Origin of the sequence: Streptomyces coeruleoprunus, from assembly GCF_039542925.1 — a bacterium.
GTDB lineage: Bacteria > Actinomycetota > Actinomycetes > Streptomycetales > Streptomycetaceae > Streptomyces > Streptomyces coeruleoprunus.
On the sequence record NZ_BAABIT010000001.1, the window covers coordinates 6,494,693 to 6,510,375 of the forward strand.

14 protein-coding genes and 1 pseudogene are annotated in these 15,683 nt (G+C 73.1%); 5 read left to right on the plus strand and 10 right to left on the minus strand.

Going from position 1 to position 15,683, the window contains the following annotated elements; genetic code table 11:
* The first annotated feature begins 110 nt into the window (after positions 1-110).
* Positions 111-596: a winged helix-turn-helix domain-containing protein gene (locus ABEB09_RS29200; RefSeq protein ID WP_345692900.1), complete on the plus strand. Its 486-nt coding sequence runs from the start codon at positions 111-113 to the stop codon at positions 594-596.
* Positions 597-726: 130 nt separating this feature from the next.
* Here the strand turns inward: ABEB09_RS29200 and ABEB09_RS29205 are convergent, their stop codons facing one another.
* The 5 genes from ABEB09_RS29205 to ABEB09_RS29225 all read right to left on the minus strand — a co-directional run bounded on the left by ABEB09_RS29205 (position 727) and on the right by ABEB09_RS29225 (position 7,577).
* Positions 727-1,662, minus strand: coding sequence for a carbohydrate ABC transporter permease (locus tag ABEB09_RS29205; RefSeq protein WP_345692901.1), 936 nt, complete (start codon positions 1,660-1,662; stop codon positions 727-729).
* Positions 1,659-3,005 (minus strand): ABC transporter permease, encoded by a 1,347-nt coding sequence (locus ABEB09_RS29210; RefSeq protein ID WP_345692902.1) that lies wholly within the window; start codon positions 3,003-3,005, stop codon positions 1,659-1,661. Before ABEB09_RS29210 ends, ABEB09_RS29205 begins: the two co-directional genes overlap by 4 nt.
* Positions 3,006-3,019: 14 nt before the next feature.
* Positions 3,020-4,363 (minus strand): ABC transporter substrate-binding protein, encoded by a 1,344-nt coding sequence (locus tag ABEB09_RS29215; RefSeq protein ID WP_345692903.1) that lies wholly within the window; start codon positions 4,361-4,363, stop codon positions 3,020-3,022.
* Between the two features lie 28 nt (positions 4,364-4,391).
* Complete coding sequence (locus ABEB09_RS29220) at positions 4,392-6,080, minus strand: glycoside hydrolase family 13 protein (RefSeq protein ID WP_345692904.1); 1,689 nt, start codon at positions 6,078-6,080, stop codon at positions 4,392-4,394.
* A 213-nt stretch (positions 6,081-6,293) separates the two neighbouring features.
* Positions 6,294-7,577: an ABC transporter substrate-binding protein gene (locus ABEB09_RS29225; protein ID WP_345692905.1), complete on the minus strand. Its 1,284-nt coding sequence runs from the start codon at positions 7,575-7,577 to the stop codon at positions 6,294-6,296.
* Positions 7,578-7,720: 143 nt separating this feature from the next.
* Here ABEB09_RS29225 and ABEB09_RS29230 point away from each other — a divergent pair, with 143 nt between their 5' ends.
* From ABEB09_RS29230 to ABEB09_RS29240, 3 genes are read left to right on the plus strand one after another with little or no spacing between them, the layout of a single operon-like run.
* Positions 7,721-8,245 carry a PadR family transcriptional regulator gene (locus ABEB09_RS29230; RefSeq protein WP_345692906.1) on the plus strand — a complete coding sequence of 175 codons (525 nt, stop codon included), beginning with the start codon at positions 7,721-7,723 and terminating at the stop codon, positions 8,243-8,245.
* A complete protein-coding gene (locus ABEB09_RS29235) occupies positions 8,242-9,000 on the plus strand; it encodes an ABC transporter ATP-binding protein (protein ID WP_345692907.1) in 759 nt (252 codons plus the stop codon). The genes ABEB09_RS29230 and ABEB09_RS29235 overlap by 4 nt, the downstream gene beginning before the upstream one ends.
* A 5-nt stretch (positions 9,001-9,005) precedes the next feature.
* Positions 9,006-11,306, plus strand: coding sequence for an FtsX-like permease family protein (locus ABEB09_RS29240; RefSeq protein ID WP_345692908.1), 2,301 nt, complete (start codon positions 9,006-9,008; stop codon positions 11,304-11,306).
* Between the two features lie 91 nt (positions 11,307-11,397).
* On the opposite strand, the pseudogene ABEB09_RS29245 reads toward ABEB09_RS29240, so the two are convergent.
* The 4 genes and pseudogenes from ABEB09_RS29245 to ABEB09_RS29260 all read right to left on the minus strand — a co-directional run.
* A pseudogene (locus ABEB09_RS29245) lies at positions 11,398-11,691 on the minus strand (LysE family translocator); the annotation flags it as partial.
* 70 nt (positions 11,692-11,761) lie between these two features.
* Complete coding sequence (locus tag ABEB09_RS29250) at positions 11,762-12,658, minus strand: RNA polymerase sigma-70 factor (RefSeq protein ID WP_345692909.1); 897 nt, start codon at positions 12,656-12,658, stop codon at positions 11,762-11,764.
* A 29-nt stretch (positions 12,659-12,687) separates the two neighbouring features.
* Complete coding sequence (locus ABEB09_RS29255; RefSeq protein ID WP_345692910.1) at positions 12,688-13,884, minus strand: NAD(P)/FAD-dependent oxidoreductase; 1,197 nt, start codon at positions 13,882-13,884, stop codon at positions 12,688-12,690.
* Positions 13,885-14,036: 152 nt separating this feature from the next.
* Entirely contained in the window at positions 14,037-14,522 is a 486-nt protein-coding gene (locus ABEB09_RS29260; RefSeq protein WP_345692911.1) for a glutathione peroxidase, read from the minus strand.
* 49 nt (positions 14,523-14,571) lie between these two features.
* Between ABEB09_RS29260 and ABEB09_RS29265 the strand changes: the two genes are divergently transcribed.
* Complete coding sequence (locus ABEB09_RS29265; RefSeq protein ID WP_345692912.1) at positions 14,572-14,787, plus strand: DUF6011 domain-containing protein; 216 nt, start codon at positions 14,572-14,574, stop codon at positions 14,785-14,787.
* On the opposite strand, the gene ABEB09_RS29270 is transcribed toward ABEB09_RS29265, so the two are convergent.
* A complete protein-coding gene (locus ABEB09_RS29270; protein WP_345692913.1) occupies positions 14,784-15,665 on the minus strand; it encodes an acyl-CoA thioesterase in 882 nt (293 codons plus the stop codon). The two genes, ABEB09_RS29265 and ABEB09_RS29270, sit on opposite strands and share 4 nt — an antisense overlap.
* Positions 15,666-15,683: the final 18 nt, after the last annotated feature.

The window sequence follows — 15,683 nt, forward strand, 5'->3', positions numbered from 1 at the left end:
CGCGACCTCGTTCGCGACTTCTCCATGGCTTCGGCCCGCCCATGCGCGGGGCCGCTCGCACGCCTGCGCCCGCGCACCCCACCCCTCCTGACAGCCGAAGGGGCTCGATCGTGACCACCGCACTTCCCACCCCCGTCCCCGCCCGCGCCCCGCGCCTCAGGCTCGTCGGTGCTCGTCCCGCCCAGCCGCACGTCGGCTACCTGGTGTTCCTGCCGGACGGTGTCGACCCCGTGGCGCTCCTGTCCGCCCACGGGGTACGGCCCGAGATCCACCCCCTCACACCCCCGGAGCCCTCGCCGGCGGGTGACGACCGGATCCACGTCGACCCCGAGCGGCGCGTCGTGCAGGTGGACGGCCGCGAACTCGACCTCACCTACCTGGAGTTCGGCCTCCTGGCCCACCTGGTGCGTCACCCGCACATGGTGCACTCGCGCGAGACGCTCATCTCGGGGATCTGGGGTTACGGGCACATCGGCGACGGCCGCACCGTCGACGACCACATCGCGCGGCTGCGCCGCAAGCTCGGTCCGGCGTACCGGCACCGCATCGTCACGGTGCGCCGCGTCGGGTACAAGTACGTGCCCGAGGCCCGGTAGGCCTTGTCCGGCGGATCTTTCCCCCCCGCCCCTTCCCGAATCGTGGGCTCCGCCCCCGAACCCCCGGCTCGTCAAACGCCGGAGGGGCTGATTGCGGAGCCCCCGGTTTCGGGAAGGGGCGGGACAGGGGTTACTTCACCGAGCCCGCCATCACGCCCTGCACGAAGTGGCGCTGGAAGGCCAGGAACACCACCACCGGGACCACCAGCGACAGGAAGGCGCCCGGTGCCAGTACGTCGATGTTGCTGCCGAACTGCCGCACCTGCGACTGGAGTTCCACCGTCAGCGGCTGCGCCGACGAGTCGGCGAACAGCAGCGCCACCAGCATGTCGTTCCACACCCACAGGAACTGGAAGATGGCCAGGCTCGCGATCGCCGGACGGCCCACGGGCAGGACCAGCTGCGTGAAGATACGCCACTCGCCGCCGCCGTCCATCCGCGCGGCCTCCAGCATCTCGCGCGGCATCTCCGCGAAGTAGTTCCGCAGCAGGAAGATCGCGAACGGCAGTCCGTACGCCACGTGGAACAGCACCACGCCCGGGATCGTCCCGAACAGCCCCAGCTGCCCGAACAGCTTCGCCACCGGCAGCAGACCCACCTGCACCGGTACCACGAGCAGCGCGACCACCAACAGGAACAGCCAGTCCCGGCCCGGGAACTCCAGCCACGCGAAGGCGTACCCGGCCAGGGCGGCGATCACGACGACCAGCACGGTCGTCGGGACAGAGATGAGCACCGTGTTCCAGAAGGCCCGCGTCATCCCGGCGTTGTCGAGCAGCGCCGCGTAGTTCGCGAACGACAGCTGACCGGGGTCGGTCAGCGCCGTCCACCAGCCGCTCGACGCGCTGTCCTTCGCCGAGCGCAGCGACGACAGCAGCAGACCGGCCACGGGCGTGATCCAGATCAGGCCCACGAGCAGCAGGAACGCCTGCACCAGGCCGTTGCCCAGCCAGCGGCGCAGCCGCCGGGACCCGTCGCCCCGGCGGGGCGCGCGGACGGACGGGGGCGGGGGCGGGGACTGCGCCCCGGTCCGCTTCTTCGCGGGGGTGGTGACGGTGGCGCTCATGACTGGCTCCTGCGGAAGCGGCGGACGTTGAAGACCATCGCGGGCACGACCAGCAGCAGGAGCAGGACGCCCAGCGCACTGCCGAGCCCTTGGTCGTTGCCGCCGCCGAACGACACCAGCCACATCTGCGTGGCCAGCACCGTGGCGTCCTGCTGCACCGGTCCCGGCGCGATGATGTAGATCAGGTCGAAGACCTTCATCACCTGGATCACGAGCGAGACGAAGACGACCGTCAGCACCGGCGCCAGCAGCGGCACCGTGATCCTGCGGAAGATCTGCCACTCGTTCGCGCCGTCCATCCGCGCCGCCTCCAGCGCGTCGCGCGGCAGCGCGGACAGGCCCGCACCGATCAGCACCATCGCGAAGCCGGTCCAGATCCACAGGTACGCGCCGATGATCGCCGGGGTGACCAGCGCGGGCCCCAGCCAGGACACGCCCGTGAACGGCTCCGCGAAGTTCCGCGCCGGCAGCCGCACGGTGTACGCGCCCGGCTCAAGCCCCGTGAAGCGGAACGAGCCGTCGCTCGCCGTGCTCGCCGCGGCCACGGCCCGGCCGTCCCGTACGGCCTCGACGGTCATCCCCGGCAGCCCCCGCTCGGCCGCGTCGACCGCCCCCGGGCGGCCACCGCCACCCGGTGTGAAGTCCAGCCAGACGACGCCCCGGACCTCGTCGGGGGCCGCTGTCACCCCGGCCGCACCGGCCGCGGGCCGCGCCTGCGCCGGCACGTCGGCGGGCTTCACCCCCACCAGGCCCAGGACGGCGGTGGAGCCCGGCGACACCGTGGCCGCCGTGGCGTACGAGCCGTCCGCCGCCCTCTCGACGCCCTGGCCGTCCCGCGGCCTGGCCGACGGGTACGAAGAGCCCTCCCGGAACATGTCGTGCACCCCGACCACCGCCGCGTTGAGCACGCCCTTGTCGGGGTCCTCCTCGTACGCGAGGCGGAAGATGATGCCGGCCGCGAGGAACGACACCGCCATGGGCAGGAACAGCAGCAGCTTGAACGCCGACGCCCAGCGGATCCGCTCCACCAGCACGGCCAGGATCAGCCCCAGCCCCGTCAGCAGCGTCGGCGCCACGACCACCCAGATCGTGCTGTTGCGCAGGGCCGTCAGCGTGGCCGGGTCGCGGAACATCGCGGCGTAGTTGGCGCCGCCCACGAACCGTGTCCCCGACGCATCGAAGAAGCTGCGTCCCACCGAGAACACCACGGGGTACACCACCAGCGCGCCGAGCAGCAGCAGCGCGGGCAGGACGAACGCGACGGCGATGACCCGCCGTCGCCGCCCGGCCCGGCGTCGCGCTTCCGCGGCGCCGAGCCGGGCGGTTTCGGTGACTGTCGTCATGATGACCGGCCGCCTCAGCCCTGGTTCGCCGTCTGGTACGCCTTGGCCGCGGCGGCCTCCAGCGCGGCGGCGGTGCGTGCCGGGTCCGACGGGTCGCGCAGGAAGTCCTGGAGCAGCTTCCACTCGCCGGCGCCCTTCGTGCCGCCGAACGCGGCGGGCGCCTGGTCCGACATGTCGAAGCGGACCGTGTCCCCGGCGTCGATCAGCGACTTGGCGGTCGAGCGGAGCGTGGCGTCGCTGTACGCGCCGAGGTCCAGCGCCTTGTTCGGCGACAGGAAGCCGCCCTCGGCCGCCCACACGGCCGCCGCCTCCGGCGTCGCCAGGAACTCCAGGAACGCCATGGCGGCCTTCTGGTTCTTGCCGTCCTTCAGCACGACCGCGGCGTCACCGCCGCTGACCACGGGCGCGGCGCCCTTGCCGACCGGCGGGAACGGGAAGAACTTCGCCTCCTCGCCGATCTTCTTGCCGAACTCGTCCTTCGCCATGCCCGCCACGAAGTCGCCCTCGTACACCATGCCCGCCTCCGGCTCGGGGCCGAAGACCTTCTCGACCGAGCCGGGGAAGTCCGTGGCGAGCGCGCCCTTCTGGCCACCGGCCAGCAGCTTCTTGTCGGAGAACAGCGCGCCCAGGGTCCTGAGCGCCTCCACGACGCTCGGGTCCGTCCACTTGATCCGGTGCTGGGCCAGCTGGTCGTACTTCTGCGGGCCCGCCTGGGAGAGATAGACGTTCTCGAACCAGTCGGTGAGCGTCCAGCCGTCCTCGCCGGCCACCGCGAACGCCGGCAGGCCCGAGTCGGACACGGTGCGCCCGGCGGTCAGCATCTCCGCGTACGTCGCCGGCGGCCGCACCCCGGCCTGCTCGAACGCCTCGGGGCTGTACCAGACGGTCGACTTGTGCGCCGCCTTGAAGTAGAGCCCGTACAGCGTGCCGTCGACGGAGCCGTAACTCTTCCAGACCGGCGCGTAGTCGGCGTCGACCGCCTGCCGGGTCTTCTCGGACAGCGGCTGCAGCCACTTGCGCTGGGCGAACTGCTGGAGCACGCCGACCTGCGGGACCATCACCACGTCGGGCGCGTTCCCGCCCTCGATCTTGCTGCCGACGACGGTGGAGACGTTGTCGCCGGTGGACACGAACCGGGTCTTCGCCCCGGTCTTCTCGGTGAAGGCGTCGAGCACCTTCTGGAAGTTCTTCTGCTCGGCGCCCGACCACACACCGGCCACGGTGAGGGTCTGGCCCGCCAGCTCCTTGCCGTCACCGCCGCCGGCCGTGGAGACCGGGCCGCCGCCGCAGGCGGCCGCGCCGAGCGCGAGCGTGAGGGCGAGTGCCGAGCCGTACGCCGTTCTGATCCGTCGTCGCATCGTGCTGCGTCCCTTCGTGATCCGCCCCTCAGGCGGGGGCGGAGGTGGGGTGGGGGAGGGGGTGGTCGGTGATCCACCAGGCGGCGGTGGATCCGGGCAGCGCCCCGTCCGGGCACACCCCGCTGGCCAGCAGCGGAGTCCCGGCGACGGGGGCGGGTACGGGGGCGGTGCCGAAGTTCACCGCGCACACGAGCCCTTCGCCGCGGGCGAAGGCGAGGACGCCGGGAGGCGCCTCCAGCCAGCGCAGGGTGCCCTCGCCCAGCTGCGGCAGCCCGCGCCGCAGCTGCAGGCCCTCGCGGTACAGGTGCCAGAACGAGCGCGTGTCGGCGAGCGCCCGGTCGGTGGCGTGCTCCGCGAACCAGCCCGGCTGCGGGAGCCACGGCTTGACCCCCTCGGCGCCGGCGCTGAACCCGAACGGCGAGGCGTGGCCCGACCACGGCAGCGGCACGCGGCAGCCGTCGCGGATGCGGGCGCGGCTGCCGGTGCGGCGGAAGATCGGGTCGGTCAGCACGTCGTCGGGCAGGTCCACGACCTCGGGCAGGCCCAGCTCCTCGCCCTGGTAGATGTACGCGGCGCCCGGCAGCGCCAGCATCAGCAGCGCGGCCGCCCGGGCGCGGGCGGCACCGAGACCGGTGCCCTCCGTGCCGGACTCGCCGTACCGGGTCACGGTCCGCACCTGGTCGTGGTTGTTGAGGACCCACGTGACGCTGGAGCCGGTGCCCGCGATGTCCCGCAGCGCGTCGTCGATGACCTTCCGGAACGCGTCCGCGGCCCAGGGCGCGCCGAGCAGGTCGAAGAAGAACGCCTGGTGCAGCTCGTCCGGCCGGACGTACAGCGCGTGCTCGCGGGCGGTCGGCACGGACACCTCGCCGACGAGCAGCCGCTCGCGGCCGTCCCGGGCCGTGTACTCCTCGCACACCTTGCGCCACTGCCGCCACACGTCGTGGACCTCGGGCTGGTTCCAGGCCAGCGGGTTGACCGAGTCGCGGGTGCGGGCGTCGGCCTCCGGGTCGGCGGAGTCCGGCAGGTCGGGGTGCTTGAAGAGCCCCGCCGCCACGTCGATCCGGAACCCGTCCACGCCCCGGTCGAGCCAGAACCGCAGCACCTCGTCGAAGTGGGCGCCCACCTCGGGGTTGCGCCAGTTCAGGTCCGGCTGCTCGGGCGTGAACATGTGCAGGTACCACTGGCCCGGGGTGCCGTCCGGCTCCGTCACGCGGGTCCAGGCGCGGCCGCCGAACATCGCGTGCCAGTTGTTGGGCGGCACGTCGCCGCCGGGGCCCCGGCCCTCGGCGAAGTGGAACCGGGCGCGGGCCTCGCTGCCGGGTCCGGCGGCCAGCGCCTCCCGGAACCAGGCGTGCTCGCTGGAGCAGTGGTTGGGGACGATGTCCAGCAGCACCTTGATCCCCAGCCGGTGCGCGTCGGCGACCAGCAGCCCGAACTCGTCGAGGTCGCCGAAGACCGGGTCCACGTCGCGGTAGTCGGCGACGTCGTAGCCGTGGTCGTGCTGCGGCGAGGGGTAGAAGGGGCTCAGCCAGATGCCGTCCACGCCGAGCTTCTTCAGGTACGGCAGGCCGGCGCGGACCCCGGCGAGGTCGCCGATTCCGTCACCGGTGCTGTCCAGGAAGCTGCGGACGTACACCTGGTAGATCACCGCGTCGCGCCACCAGGGGAGCGAGAGGCGGTGCGAGAGGCCGTCGCCGGCCGGGGCTGTGAGCATCACCCGTTGACCTGTTTCTGCGTGAAGGGTGCGCGCTGCTCAGAGGGAAGCAGCTGTTATGCATGCATGTTAAGTAGCGGTGTCATGCGGGTGTCAACGATGCTGCCGAAACCGCAACGTAGTTGGGGTTCTATGGGGTGATTTGTCCCGAGAAGGGATATGGGGGGTCAAGGTGGCGCTACCTAACGAGTAACTAAGAGGGGGCGCGTGCGCTCAACGGCGGCGCGTCACGGCGTCCAGCTCGGCGGCCAGTCGCCGCACTCCGGCCTCCGGCGACTGGTGCTGCGCCATCACGTCGTGCACCACGGCCTGCACGGCCAGGCTGACCTGCTCGTAGCGGGCGCTCTTGGGACGCGGCTCGGCCGCCAGCACGGCGGCCCGCAGGGCCGGCAGGTACGGGAACCTCCGCACCAGCGCGGGATCTCCGTACAGCTCCGCCCGCACCGGCGGCAGGGCGCCCTCCGTCAGCACGCGGCGCTGCACGGCCTCGCTCGTCAGGTACGCGATCAGGTCACTCGCCGACCGCGCGTGCCGCGCCTTGCTGCTCACCGCGAGGTTCGAGCCGCCCAGCACACTCGTGCCCGGCCCGTCGGGCCCCGGCAGCGGCACCGCGCCGAACCGGCCCGCGACCTTCGAGCCGCTGCCGGACGCGCCGGCCCAGGCGTACGGCCAGTTCCGCAGGAAGAGCAGCCGGCCGTCCTGGAACGCCTGCCGCGACTCCTCCTCCTTGTACGACAGCGCCTCCCGCGGGATCCAGCCGTCCCGCACGCCCCGCGCCAGGAACCCCAGCCCGGTCCGCGCCGCGGCCGAGTCCACCGCCACCCGCTGCCCCTCGTCGCCGAGGACCGCGCCGCCCGCCGAGTACACGGCCTCCGCGGCGTTCACCGTCAGCCCCTCGTACGGCAGGAACTGCCCCGCGTACCCCCCGAGCCCGTGCTTCGGCGCGAGCGTCCGCGCCTGGCGCTCCAGCTCCGCCCACGTACGCGGCGGCCGCTCGCCGGCCCGCTCCAGGACGTCCTTGCGGTAGAAGAGCATCCCCGCGTTGGTCACGTACGGGACCGCGTACAGCCGCCCCTCGTACGTCGCGGTGTCCACCACCGGCGGCAGGAAGCTGCCCAGCGGGAACCGCGCCCGCTCCAGCGGCGCGATCCACCCGGCCGCAGCGAACTCCGACGTCCACGCCACATCGATGTTGAGGACGTCGAACCGGCCCCCGCCCGACCTCAGATCCGTGATCATCTGCGAGCGGGTCTCGTCCGCCGAGTCCGGCAGCTCCACCAGCGTGACCCGCTCGGCGGGCCGCGCCGCGTTCCAGTCGTCCAGGAGCGGACCGAGATAGCCCGTGAGATCGCCCGCCGTCGCCAGCGTCAGCGGCCCGCGGCCACCGGCCCCCGCACCGCCCCACGACACCTCGGCGGGCACGCCCGACGCCACGGAACCCACCAGGAGCAGCGCCGCCACCAGGAGACCCCTACCCGCGGCACGCATCCACCGCATAGGTTCCTCCTTGGTACCACCGGCGCCGGACCACTTCGTCGGCGTCAAGGGGCATGTATACCTGTTAGGCATGGGCGATACTAGGGCTCACCACACATTGAGACGCGAAAGCAAGTGAGCAGGCGGAGAAGGAGAGCCCCCGAGTGCGCATGCAGCTCCTCGCTCTGCTCGCCGACGGCCCCGCCCACGGCTACGAGCTCAAGCAGGACCTTGAGCAACTGCTGGGTGCCGCGTACCCTCAGCCCAACGTCGGTCAGATCTATGTGACCCTCGGCCGGCTGGAGAAGTCGGGACTCATCGAGGGCGAGGAAGTCGCCCAGTCGAGCCGCCCCAACAAGAAGATCTACCGCCTCACCGCCGCCGGGCGGGAGGCCCTGCGCGCCTGGTTCGAGGAGACCGCGGACGAACCGCGGGTCCGGGACGAGTTCTTCATGAAGCTCGCCCTCGCCCCCCGCACCGGCCTCGCCGACCAGATCGCCCTCATCAACAAACAGCGACGCGAGTACCTCAACACCATGCGCAACCTGTCCAAGCTGGCCGCGACCGAGAACCGGGACAACCGGATCGCGCACCTGCTCATAGAGGGCGCCATGCTGCACCTCCAGGCCGACCTCGACTGGCTGGAGCGCTGCCAGGAGGAACTGGAAGAGCTGGAGGAGCAGCGATGAGCGCCGCCACCGCCCCGCCCGCACCGCTGCTCGGCGCCGAGGGACTGGTCAAGACCCACCACGGCGAGGGCGGCCCCGTCCACGCCGTACGCGGCGTCGACCTGACCGTGCACCGCGGCGAGTTCGTCGCCGTCACCGGCCCCTCCGGCGCCGGCAAGTCCACCCTGCTCCACCTGCTCGGCGGCCTCCAGCGCCCCGACAGCGGAACGATCACCCTCGACGGCGAGTCCACCGACTCCTACAGCGAGGCCCGCTGGGCCGTCGAGCGCCGCCGCAGCATCGGCATCGTCTTCCAGTTCTTCAACCTCGTCTCCAACCTCACCGTCGCCGACAACGTCGAACTGCCCGCCCTCCTCGCCGGCGCCTCCCCGAAGCACGCGCGCGCCGAACGCGAGAAGCTCCTCGCCGAACTGGGCCTCGACAGCAAGGCCCGCAGCATGCCCGGCGAACTGTCCGGCGGCGAACAGCAGCGCGTCGCCCTCGCCCGCGCCCTCGTCAACCACCCCCGGCTCCTCCTCGCCGACGAACCCGCCGGCAGCCTGGACAGCAAGGGCACCCGCGAGGTCATGCGGCTGCTGACCCGCTTCCACCAGCGCGGCCAGACCATCGTCCTGGTCACCCACGACGCCCGGCTCGCCAGCGCCGCCGACCGTGTCATCAGCTTCTTCGACGGGCGCATATCCGACGACGCCCACCTCGGCGGCCCCACCTCCCGGCGCACCGGCCCCGGCGGCGTCGTCGAGCTGAAGGACTGAACCGGATGCGGGCCATGCTGCGCTGGGCGCACGCCGATCTGCGGACCCACCGCGGCGAGGCGCTGTTCCTGATCTCCGCCACCGCCGGGATCGTCGCCTCCCTGCTCCTCGCCGCCGCCCTCTTCGGCTACGCCACCAACCCCTGGCAGCGCGTCTTCACCCAGTCCCACGGCGCCCACGTCTGGATCCGCACCGCACCCACCGCCGACCCCTCCCGCCTCGGCGCACTCGACGGCGTCGCCGCCCTCTCCGGCCCGTACGACACCGTCGCCACCACCGTCGCCTCGCGCGGCGCCCGCGCCGCCGCCGAACTCCGCGCCGCCGACGCCGTGCCACCCGCCACGGGACGTCCCCTCCTCACCGCCGGCCGCTGGCTCGACCCCGCCGTCCCCGACGGCGTCGTCCTCGACAGCAGCCTCGCCGCCGCGCTCGTCGCCGGACCCGGCGACACCCTCACCCTCCCCGGCGGCACCGGCAGGACCCTCACCGTCCTCGGCGTCGCCGACACCGCCGAACCCCGCTACAGCCCCGGCGAACGCCCCGGCATCCTGTGGGCCGGAGCCAGCGCCGTCGACCGGACCCCCGGCCGCTCCGGACAGGTCGTCGGACTGCGCCTGACCGACCCCGACGACACCGCGTACGCCGTGCAGCGGGCCGTCACCACCCTCGGCGCCGGAGCCGTCACCGACATCGGCACCTGGCAGCAGACCCGCGCCGAGGCCCAGGGCGACACCCGCCTCCTCGGCCAGGTCCTCGGCCTGTTCGGCCTCGCCGCTCTCCTCGCCGCCGCGCTCGCCGTGTTCGGCGCCATCAGCACCCGCGTACGCGGCCACCTGCGCGACATCTCGGTCCTCAAGGCCATCGGCTTCACCCCCGGCCAGGTCGTCCGCGTCTTCCTGGTGCAGCACCTCGCCTTCGCCGCACTCGGCGCCGCCCTCGCCACCGTCCTCACCCAGGCGCTCGGCAGCCGCATCCCCGGCCGGCTCGGCGACGCCGTCGGCGTCTGGCAGGGCCTGCCCGGCCACACCGCCGCGCTCCTCGCCGTCCCCGCCGCCGTCGTCGTGTTCATCGGCGCGGCCACCTGCCTCGCCGCCTGGCGCGCCGGCCGTGTCCCGCCCGTGCCCGTCGTCCCCGCCGCGGCCACCGCCGGGCGCGGCCTGACCGGCGCGGCCCGCCGGGCCCTCGCCGTACGCGGCGTACCGCCCGCCCTGGTCCTCGGCTGGCACCGGGCGTTCAGCCGCGGCCGCCACACCCCGGCCGCCGTCGCCCGGCTCGCCCTGCCGCTGCTGCTGATGACCGTCGCCCTCAGCGCCTGGACGACCATCGCCCGCTTCGACACCAGCCCCGAACGGCTCGGCCTGCCCGCCGCCCTCACCGCCCGGCCCGCCGACGGTGTCGGAGACCGCGAGGCCCGCGCCCTCCTCCAGCGCAGCCCCGACGTCGTCGACGCCCACCGCGGCCTGGAGGTCGCCGCCCTGGTGCCCGGCCAGACCGGCACGATCGCCCTGCGCGGCCTCGGCACCCGCCAGGACCCGTACCCCTACTCCGTCGTCGAGGGCCGCCCCGCCCACGGCCCCGACGAGGCCGTCGCCGGACAGGGCCTCCTCGACCTGCTCGGCGTGGGCGTCGGCGACTGGGTGCGTGTCACCGTCGCCGGACACCCCCAGGTGCTCCACATCGTCGGCCGCAGCATCGAGCCCGAGAACGGCGGCCGCACCATCTCCACCTCGCTGGACACCCTCCGCGAGAACGACCCCGCCCTGCGGCCCACCGTCTACCACGTGCGCCTGCGGCCCGGCGCCGACCCGCACGCCGTCCGCGCCGAACTGGCGCAGGCCGCCGCGGGCCGCCTCGACATCCACGAGGTCACCGGTCCCGCCGACCGGCTCTCCTCCCTGCGCGGCGTCGTGGCCGGGCTCCTGGCCGTCCTCGCCCTGATCGGCCTGACCGAGCTGTCCACCGCCATCGGCGGCACGATCCGGGACGGCGAACGCGACCTGCTGGCCCTCAAGGCGATCGGCCTGTCACCCCGGCAGATCACCGCCGTCACCGTCACGGCCGTCGGCTGCACGGCCCTGGCCGCCGCCGTCGCCGGCACCGCCCTCGGCGTTCCGCTCGCCCACTGGCTGATCGACCACGAGGGCCGCACGAGCGGCATGGGCGCCGGCATCGCCCACGGCCCCTCCGCCCTCCACCTGCTCACCCTCACAGCGGGCGCGGTGCTCGGCGCGGTGCTCCTGTCCGCCGTCCCCGCCGCGCGCGCCGCCCGCCGCCGACTCGCCGACACCCTGGGCGCCGTCGCCTGACGCGGCGCGACCTGCCCCGGAGGAGCGCAGGCTTCGCGGCTGCTCCGGCTCAGCTCTCGGAGGTGGCCACCTTGACGCCGAACGAAGTCACCGATCGGCCGCGTCGGCTCCGCAGCAGTGCCTGCACACCCAGGAAGCCGAGGTAGGCGGCACCTGCGAGCTTGACGACCAGGTAGGCCGTGGCAGACGCCGCCAGGACGGCCGCCAGGCCGACCACGGTGAGCACACCCCAGATGAGCAGTCCCGCCGTGATGCCCCCGACCGTGCGCAGGCCGTCCTGCCAGCCGGACGCGATGGCCCGCTTCGTCACCACTGCCATGTCCGGGCCGGGAACGACGGTCAGGACGGCGAGCACACCCGTGGCCGCGAGGAGCTGAACGAACATGGGCTCAGCCTCGCCCCTCGGATCGCCTGGCCGTTTTCGAGGGGCAGCCCCTGGACCGAAACCATGGGCGTCAGCGCAGGGTGAGCGGGGTCTCGGAGGTGACGCGGGTCAGCTTCTCGGGGTTGCGGACGAAGTAGAGGCCGGTGATGCGGCCGTCCTCGACGCGGACGGCCATGACGCCGTCGAACTCGCCGTCGCGGTGCAGGGCGAGCGCCGGGCTGCCGTTGACCATGGTCGGCTCGCACGTGAGCGTGGCCGTGGCCTTGGCGGTGGCGCCGAGGTAGAAGCGGACGATCTTCTCGGCGCCGATGACGGGCCTGAGCGCGGCGCGCTTGACGCCGCCGCCGTCGCTGAGCAGGACGACGTCGGGGGCGAGTACGTCGAGGAGGTCCTGCGGATCCCCCGTCTCGAGGGCGCGCTGGAAGGACTCCAGAGCCGCCCGGGTCTGGCTCGCCGAGGCCGTTCGGCGGGGGCGGCGGGCGTCGACGTGCCGGCGGGCGCGGTGCGCGATCTGGCGGACGGCATCGGGACTCTTGCCGACGGCCTCGGCGATCTCGTCGTAGTCGACCTCGAAGACCTCGCGCAGCACGAACACGGCCCGCTCGGTCGGGGAAAGGCTTTCCAGGACGAGCATCATCGCCATGGACATGCTCTCGGCGAGTTCGATGTCCTCGGCCACGTCCGGTGTGGTGAGCAGTGGTTCGGGCAGCCACTGGCCGACGTACGCCTCCCTGCGGCGCTTGAGGGTGCGCAGCCGGTTGAGTGCCTGCCGGGTCGTCATCCGCACCAGGTAGGCGCGCTGGTCGCGCACGCCTCCCGGATCGACCTTGACCCATCGCAGCCAGGTCTCCTGGAGGACGTCCTCGGCGTCGGCCGCCGATCCGAGCATCTCGTAGGCGACGGTGAACAGCAGGTTGCGGTGGGCGACGAACGCCTCGGTCGCCAGGTCGGTGGTCCGGTCGGTCATCTCTCGGTCCCTCTTCCTCGAATGCCTGGTCAGGCTGCCCGGGTCGGGACGGCCGACGCCCCGGTGTGCTCGGCCCGCAGCAGACGCCGGCGGTGGTCGCCCTTGGGCCAGGTGTGCGAACCGGGCTTGCGCGCCTCCTCCACCAGGTGCTTGACGCTGAACCGGCAGGAGATCTCCTTGAGCTTCGCGCCCGCACGGCCGCCGACGTAGAGCGGCATCGCGGTGTCGTCCTTGTGCGCGAGCTGGAAGATGGCGGCGCGCCGCCCCAGGCTCACGCACATGGCGGGGAACGACAGGTCGATGGGTGCGGGCCGCGTCCCCGCGATGCGGCCGAGGACCGTGTCGGCGGCATGCGCGCCCAGGCAGCCCGCGGCGTAGGCGCTCATCCGGAACGGCAGGTCGGACGGTGCCGCCGAGTCGCCGGCGGCGACGATGCGCTCGTCGTCGACGCTGGTCAGCGTCTCGTCCGTGAGCAGCCGCCCCATCGCGTCGGTGCTCAGCCCACTGCGCGCGGCCAGATCCGGCACACCGAACCCGACGGTCCACACGGTGACCTCGCTCGGCAGCTCGCGGCCGTCACCCAGGCGCACGGCATGGCGCGTCACCGCCGTGACCTTCGTTTCGGGCCCGTCGAGGACGGCCGCCCCGAGCCGGGCGAGCCGCCCGGCAGCCGTACGACGGGCCCGGGGGTGCAGGTACGGGCCCAGCACGCCTCCGCAGACCAAGGTCACCCGACGGCCCTGCTCCGCCAGCTCGGCGGCCGTCTCGATGCCCGTCGGCCCGCCGCCCACGACCGTCACCGCCGCCGACGCCGGCACGGCGTCGAGGACCGACCGCAGCCGCTGCGCCGTCTCCAGCGTGGCGACCTGGTGGGCGAACTCCGCCGCCCCGGGCACACCCGGCTCGGCACCGGCACTGCCCACCGCGTAGATCAGGTAGTCGTACCCGACCGAGCCGCCCCCGGCCAGCGCCACGCGGCGCCCGGCCGCGTCGATCCGGGTCACGCTGTCGACGACCAGCCGGACGCGCTCGGCGAGGACCTCGCGAAACTCGACGACCGCGTCGTGGGACCCGCCCACCAGCTGGTGCAGGCGGAGGCGCGGGACGAAGGCCGGGCGCGGGTTGACCAGCGTCACCGTCACGTCGTCGTTCCGCGTCAGGCGATTGGCCGCCATGACACCCGCGTATCCGCCACCGATCACAACCACCGCGATCTTCGCGCTCATGGTGCCTCCTCCGTCTCAAGGGGTTCGGCCTCAAGACACCGCGCCTTGGATCGCTGTGACACCTTGTGAGGCAGATCACGCCACGGGCGTGGGCTCGGCGTGCGAGGTCCTCACTCGCCCAACGGCTCCACGACGAGCGGGAGAAGACCGGCTCAGCCCGCCAGCAGCGCCTCGATCGCGGCCAGCAGTTCCGGGGACTCCGGCTCCGTGCGCGGGCGGAAGCGGGTGACCTCGCCCTTCGGCGAGATCAGGAACTTCTCGAAGTTCCACTGCACGTCGCCCGCCTCGCCGTCGGCGTCCGCGACCTTCGTCAGCTCCGCGTACAGCGGGTGCCGGCCGGCACCGTTCACGTCCGTCTTCTCCAGGAGCGGGAAGGACACCCCGTACGTGGTCGAGCAGAACGTCAGGATCTCCTCGGCGCTGCCCGGCTCCTGCCCGGCGAACTGGTTGCAGGGAACGCCCAGCACGGTGAAGCCCCGCCCCGCGTACTGCTGCTGGAGCCGCTCCAGGCCCGCGTACTGCGGGGTGAGCCCGCACTTCGACGCCACGTTCACCAGCAGCACCACCTTGTCGCGGTGGTCGGCGAGGCTCGCCGGGTCGCCGGACAGGGTGCGCAGCGGAATGTCGTACAGGCTCATCGTGTCTCCTCGTCACCAGGGGGTCGGAGGACAGGGTAGACACGTACACGTGAACGATCAGCCATTTCCGGACTGCGCCCCCGAAGATCAGGACGCCCGGGGTCGCCCGCCCGTGTGGTGCCGGCTGTGCGGACGGCCCCTGACCGGCCGCGCCTCACGCCGCACCGGGCTGGGCCCCGGGTGCGACGCCAAGCTGCACCCGGACCGCCCCGACATCAGGCAACGCCGCCACGACGTCGACCAGGAGCCGCTGCCCGGCTTCTAGTCCCGGCCCTTCAGCGGGCGGAACAGACCCTCCTGGACCACCGACACCAGCAGGCGGCCCTCCCGGTCGTAGATCCGGCCGCGCGCCAGGCCGCGGCCGCCCGTCGCGATCGGGGACTCCTGGTCGTACAGGAACCACTCGTCGGCGCGGAACGGCCGGTGGAACCACATCGCGTGGTCCAGCGACGCCATGTCGAACCCGCGCGGACCCCACAGCGGTTCCACCGGGATGCGCACCGCATCCAGCAGCGTCATGTCCGACGCGTAGGTCAGCGCGCACGTGTGCACGAGGGGGTCGTCGCCCAGCGGCCCGACCGCCCGCATCCACACCGCGCTGCGCGGGTCCGCGCCCTCGATCTCCTCCGCCGTCCAGCGCAGCCGGTCCACGTAGCGGATGTCGAACGGCTGGCGCCGGGCCATCCGCTCCAGTGCCTCGGGCAGCGCCCCCAGGTGCTCCCGGATCTCGTCCGCGACCGGCGGCAGCGTCTCCGGGTCGGGGAACTCCAGCCGGGGCGGCAGCTGGTGCTCGAAGCCCGCCTCCTCCGGCTGGTGGAACGACGCCGTCAGGTTGAAGATCGTGCGGCCCCGCTGGACCGCCGTCACCCGCCGCGTGGTGAACGACCGGCCGTCCCGCACCCGCTCCACCTGGTACACGATCGGCACGCCCGGGATGCCCGGCCGCAGGAAGTACGCGTGCAGCGAGTGCACCGGCCGGTCGCCCTCGGTGGTGCGGCCGGCCGCCACGAGGGCCTGGCCGGCGACCTGCCCGCCGAAGACCCGCTGCAGCGACTCCTGCGGCGAGCGGCCACGGAAGATGTTGACCTCGATCTGCTCCAGGTCGAGCAGGTCGACGAGCCTTTCGGCGGGGTTGGTGGTCATCGTTGATCGGCTCTCCGG

Coding starts and splice junctions, on each gene's coding strand:
- ABEB09_RS29205 (WP_345692901.1), bottom strand. CDS start 1,662: ATGAGCGCCACCGTCACCACCCCCGCGAAGAAGCGGACCGGGGCGCAG.
- ABEB09_RS29210 (WP_345692902.1), bottom strand. CDS start 3,005: ATGACGACAGTCACCGAAACCGCCCGGCTCGGCGCCGCGGAAGCGCGA.
- ABEB09_RS29215 (WP_345692903.1), bottom strand. CDS start 4,363: ATGCGACGACGGATCAGAACGGCGTACGGCTCGGCACTCGCCCTCACG.
- ABEB09_RS29220 (WP_345692904.1), bottom strand. CDS start 6,080: ATGCTCACAGCCCCGGCCGGCGACGGCCTCTCGCACCGCCTCTCGCTC.
- ABEB09_RS29225 (WP_345692905.1), bottom strand. CDS start 7,577: ATGCGGTGGATGCGTGCCGCGGGTAGGGGTCTCCTGGTGGCGGCGCTG.
- ABEB09_RS29235 (WP_345692907.1), top strand. CDS start 8,242: ATGAGCGCCGCCACCGCCCCGCCCGCACCGCTGCTCGGCGCCGAGGGA.
- ABEB09_RS29240 (WP_345692908.1), top strand. CDS start 9,006: ATGCGGGCCATGCTGCGCTGGGCGCACGCCGATCTGCGGACCCACCGC.
- ABEB09_RS29250 (WP_345692909.1), bottom strand. CDS start 12,658: ATGACCGACCGGACCACCGACCTGGCGACCGAGGCGTTCGTCGCCCAC.
- ABEB09_RS29255 (WP_345692910.1), bottom strand. CDS start 13,884: ATGAGCGCGAAGATCGCGGTGGTTGTGATCGGTGGCGGATACGCGGGT.
- ABEB09_RS29260 (WP_345692911.1), bottom strand. CDS start 14,522: ATGAGCCTGTACGACATTCCGCTGCGCACCCTGTCCGGCGACCCGGCG.
- ABEB09_RS29270 (WP_345692913.1), bottom strand. CDS start 15,665: ATGACCACCAACCCCGCCGAAAGGCTCGTCGACCTGCTCGACCTGGAG.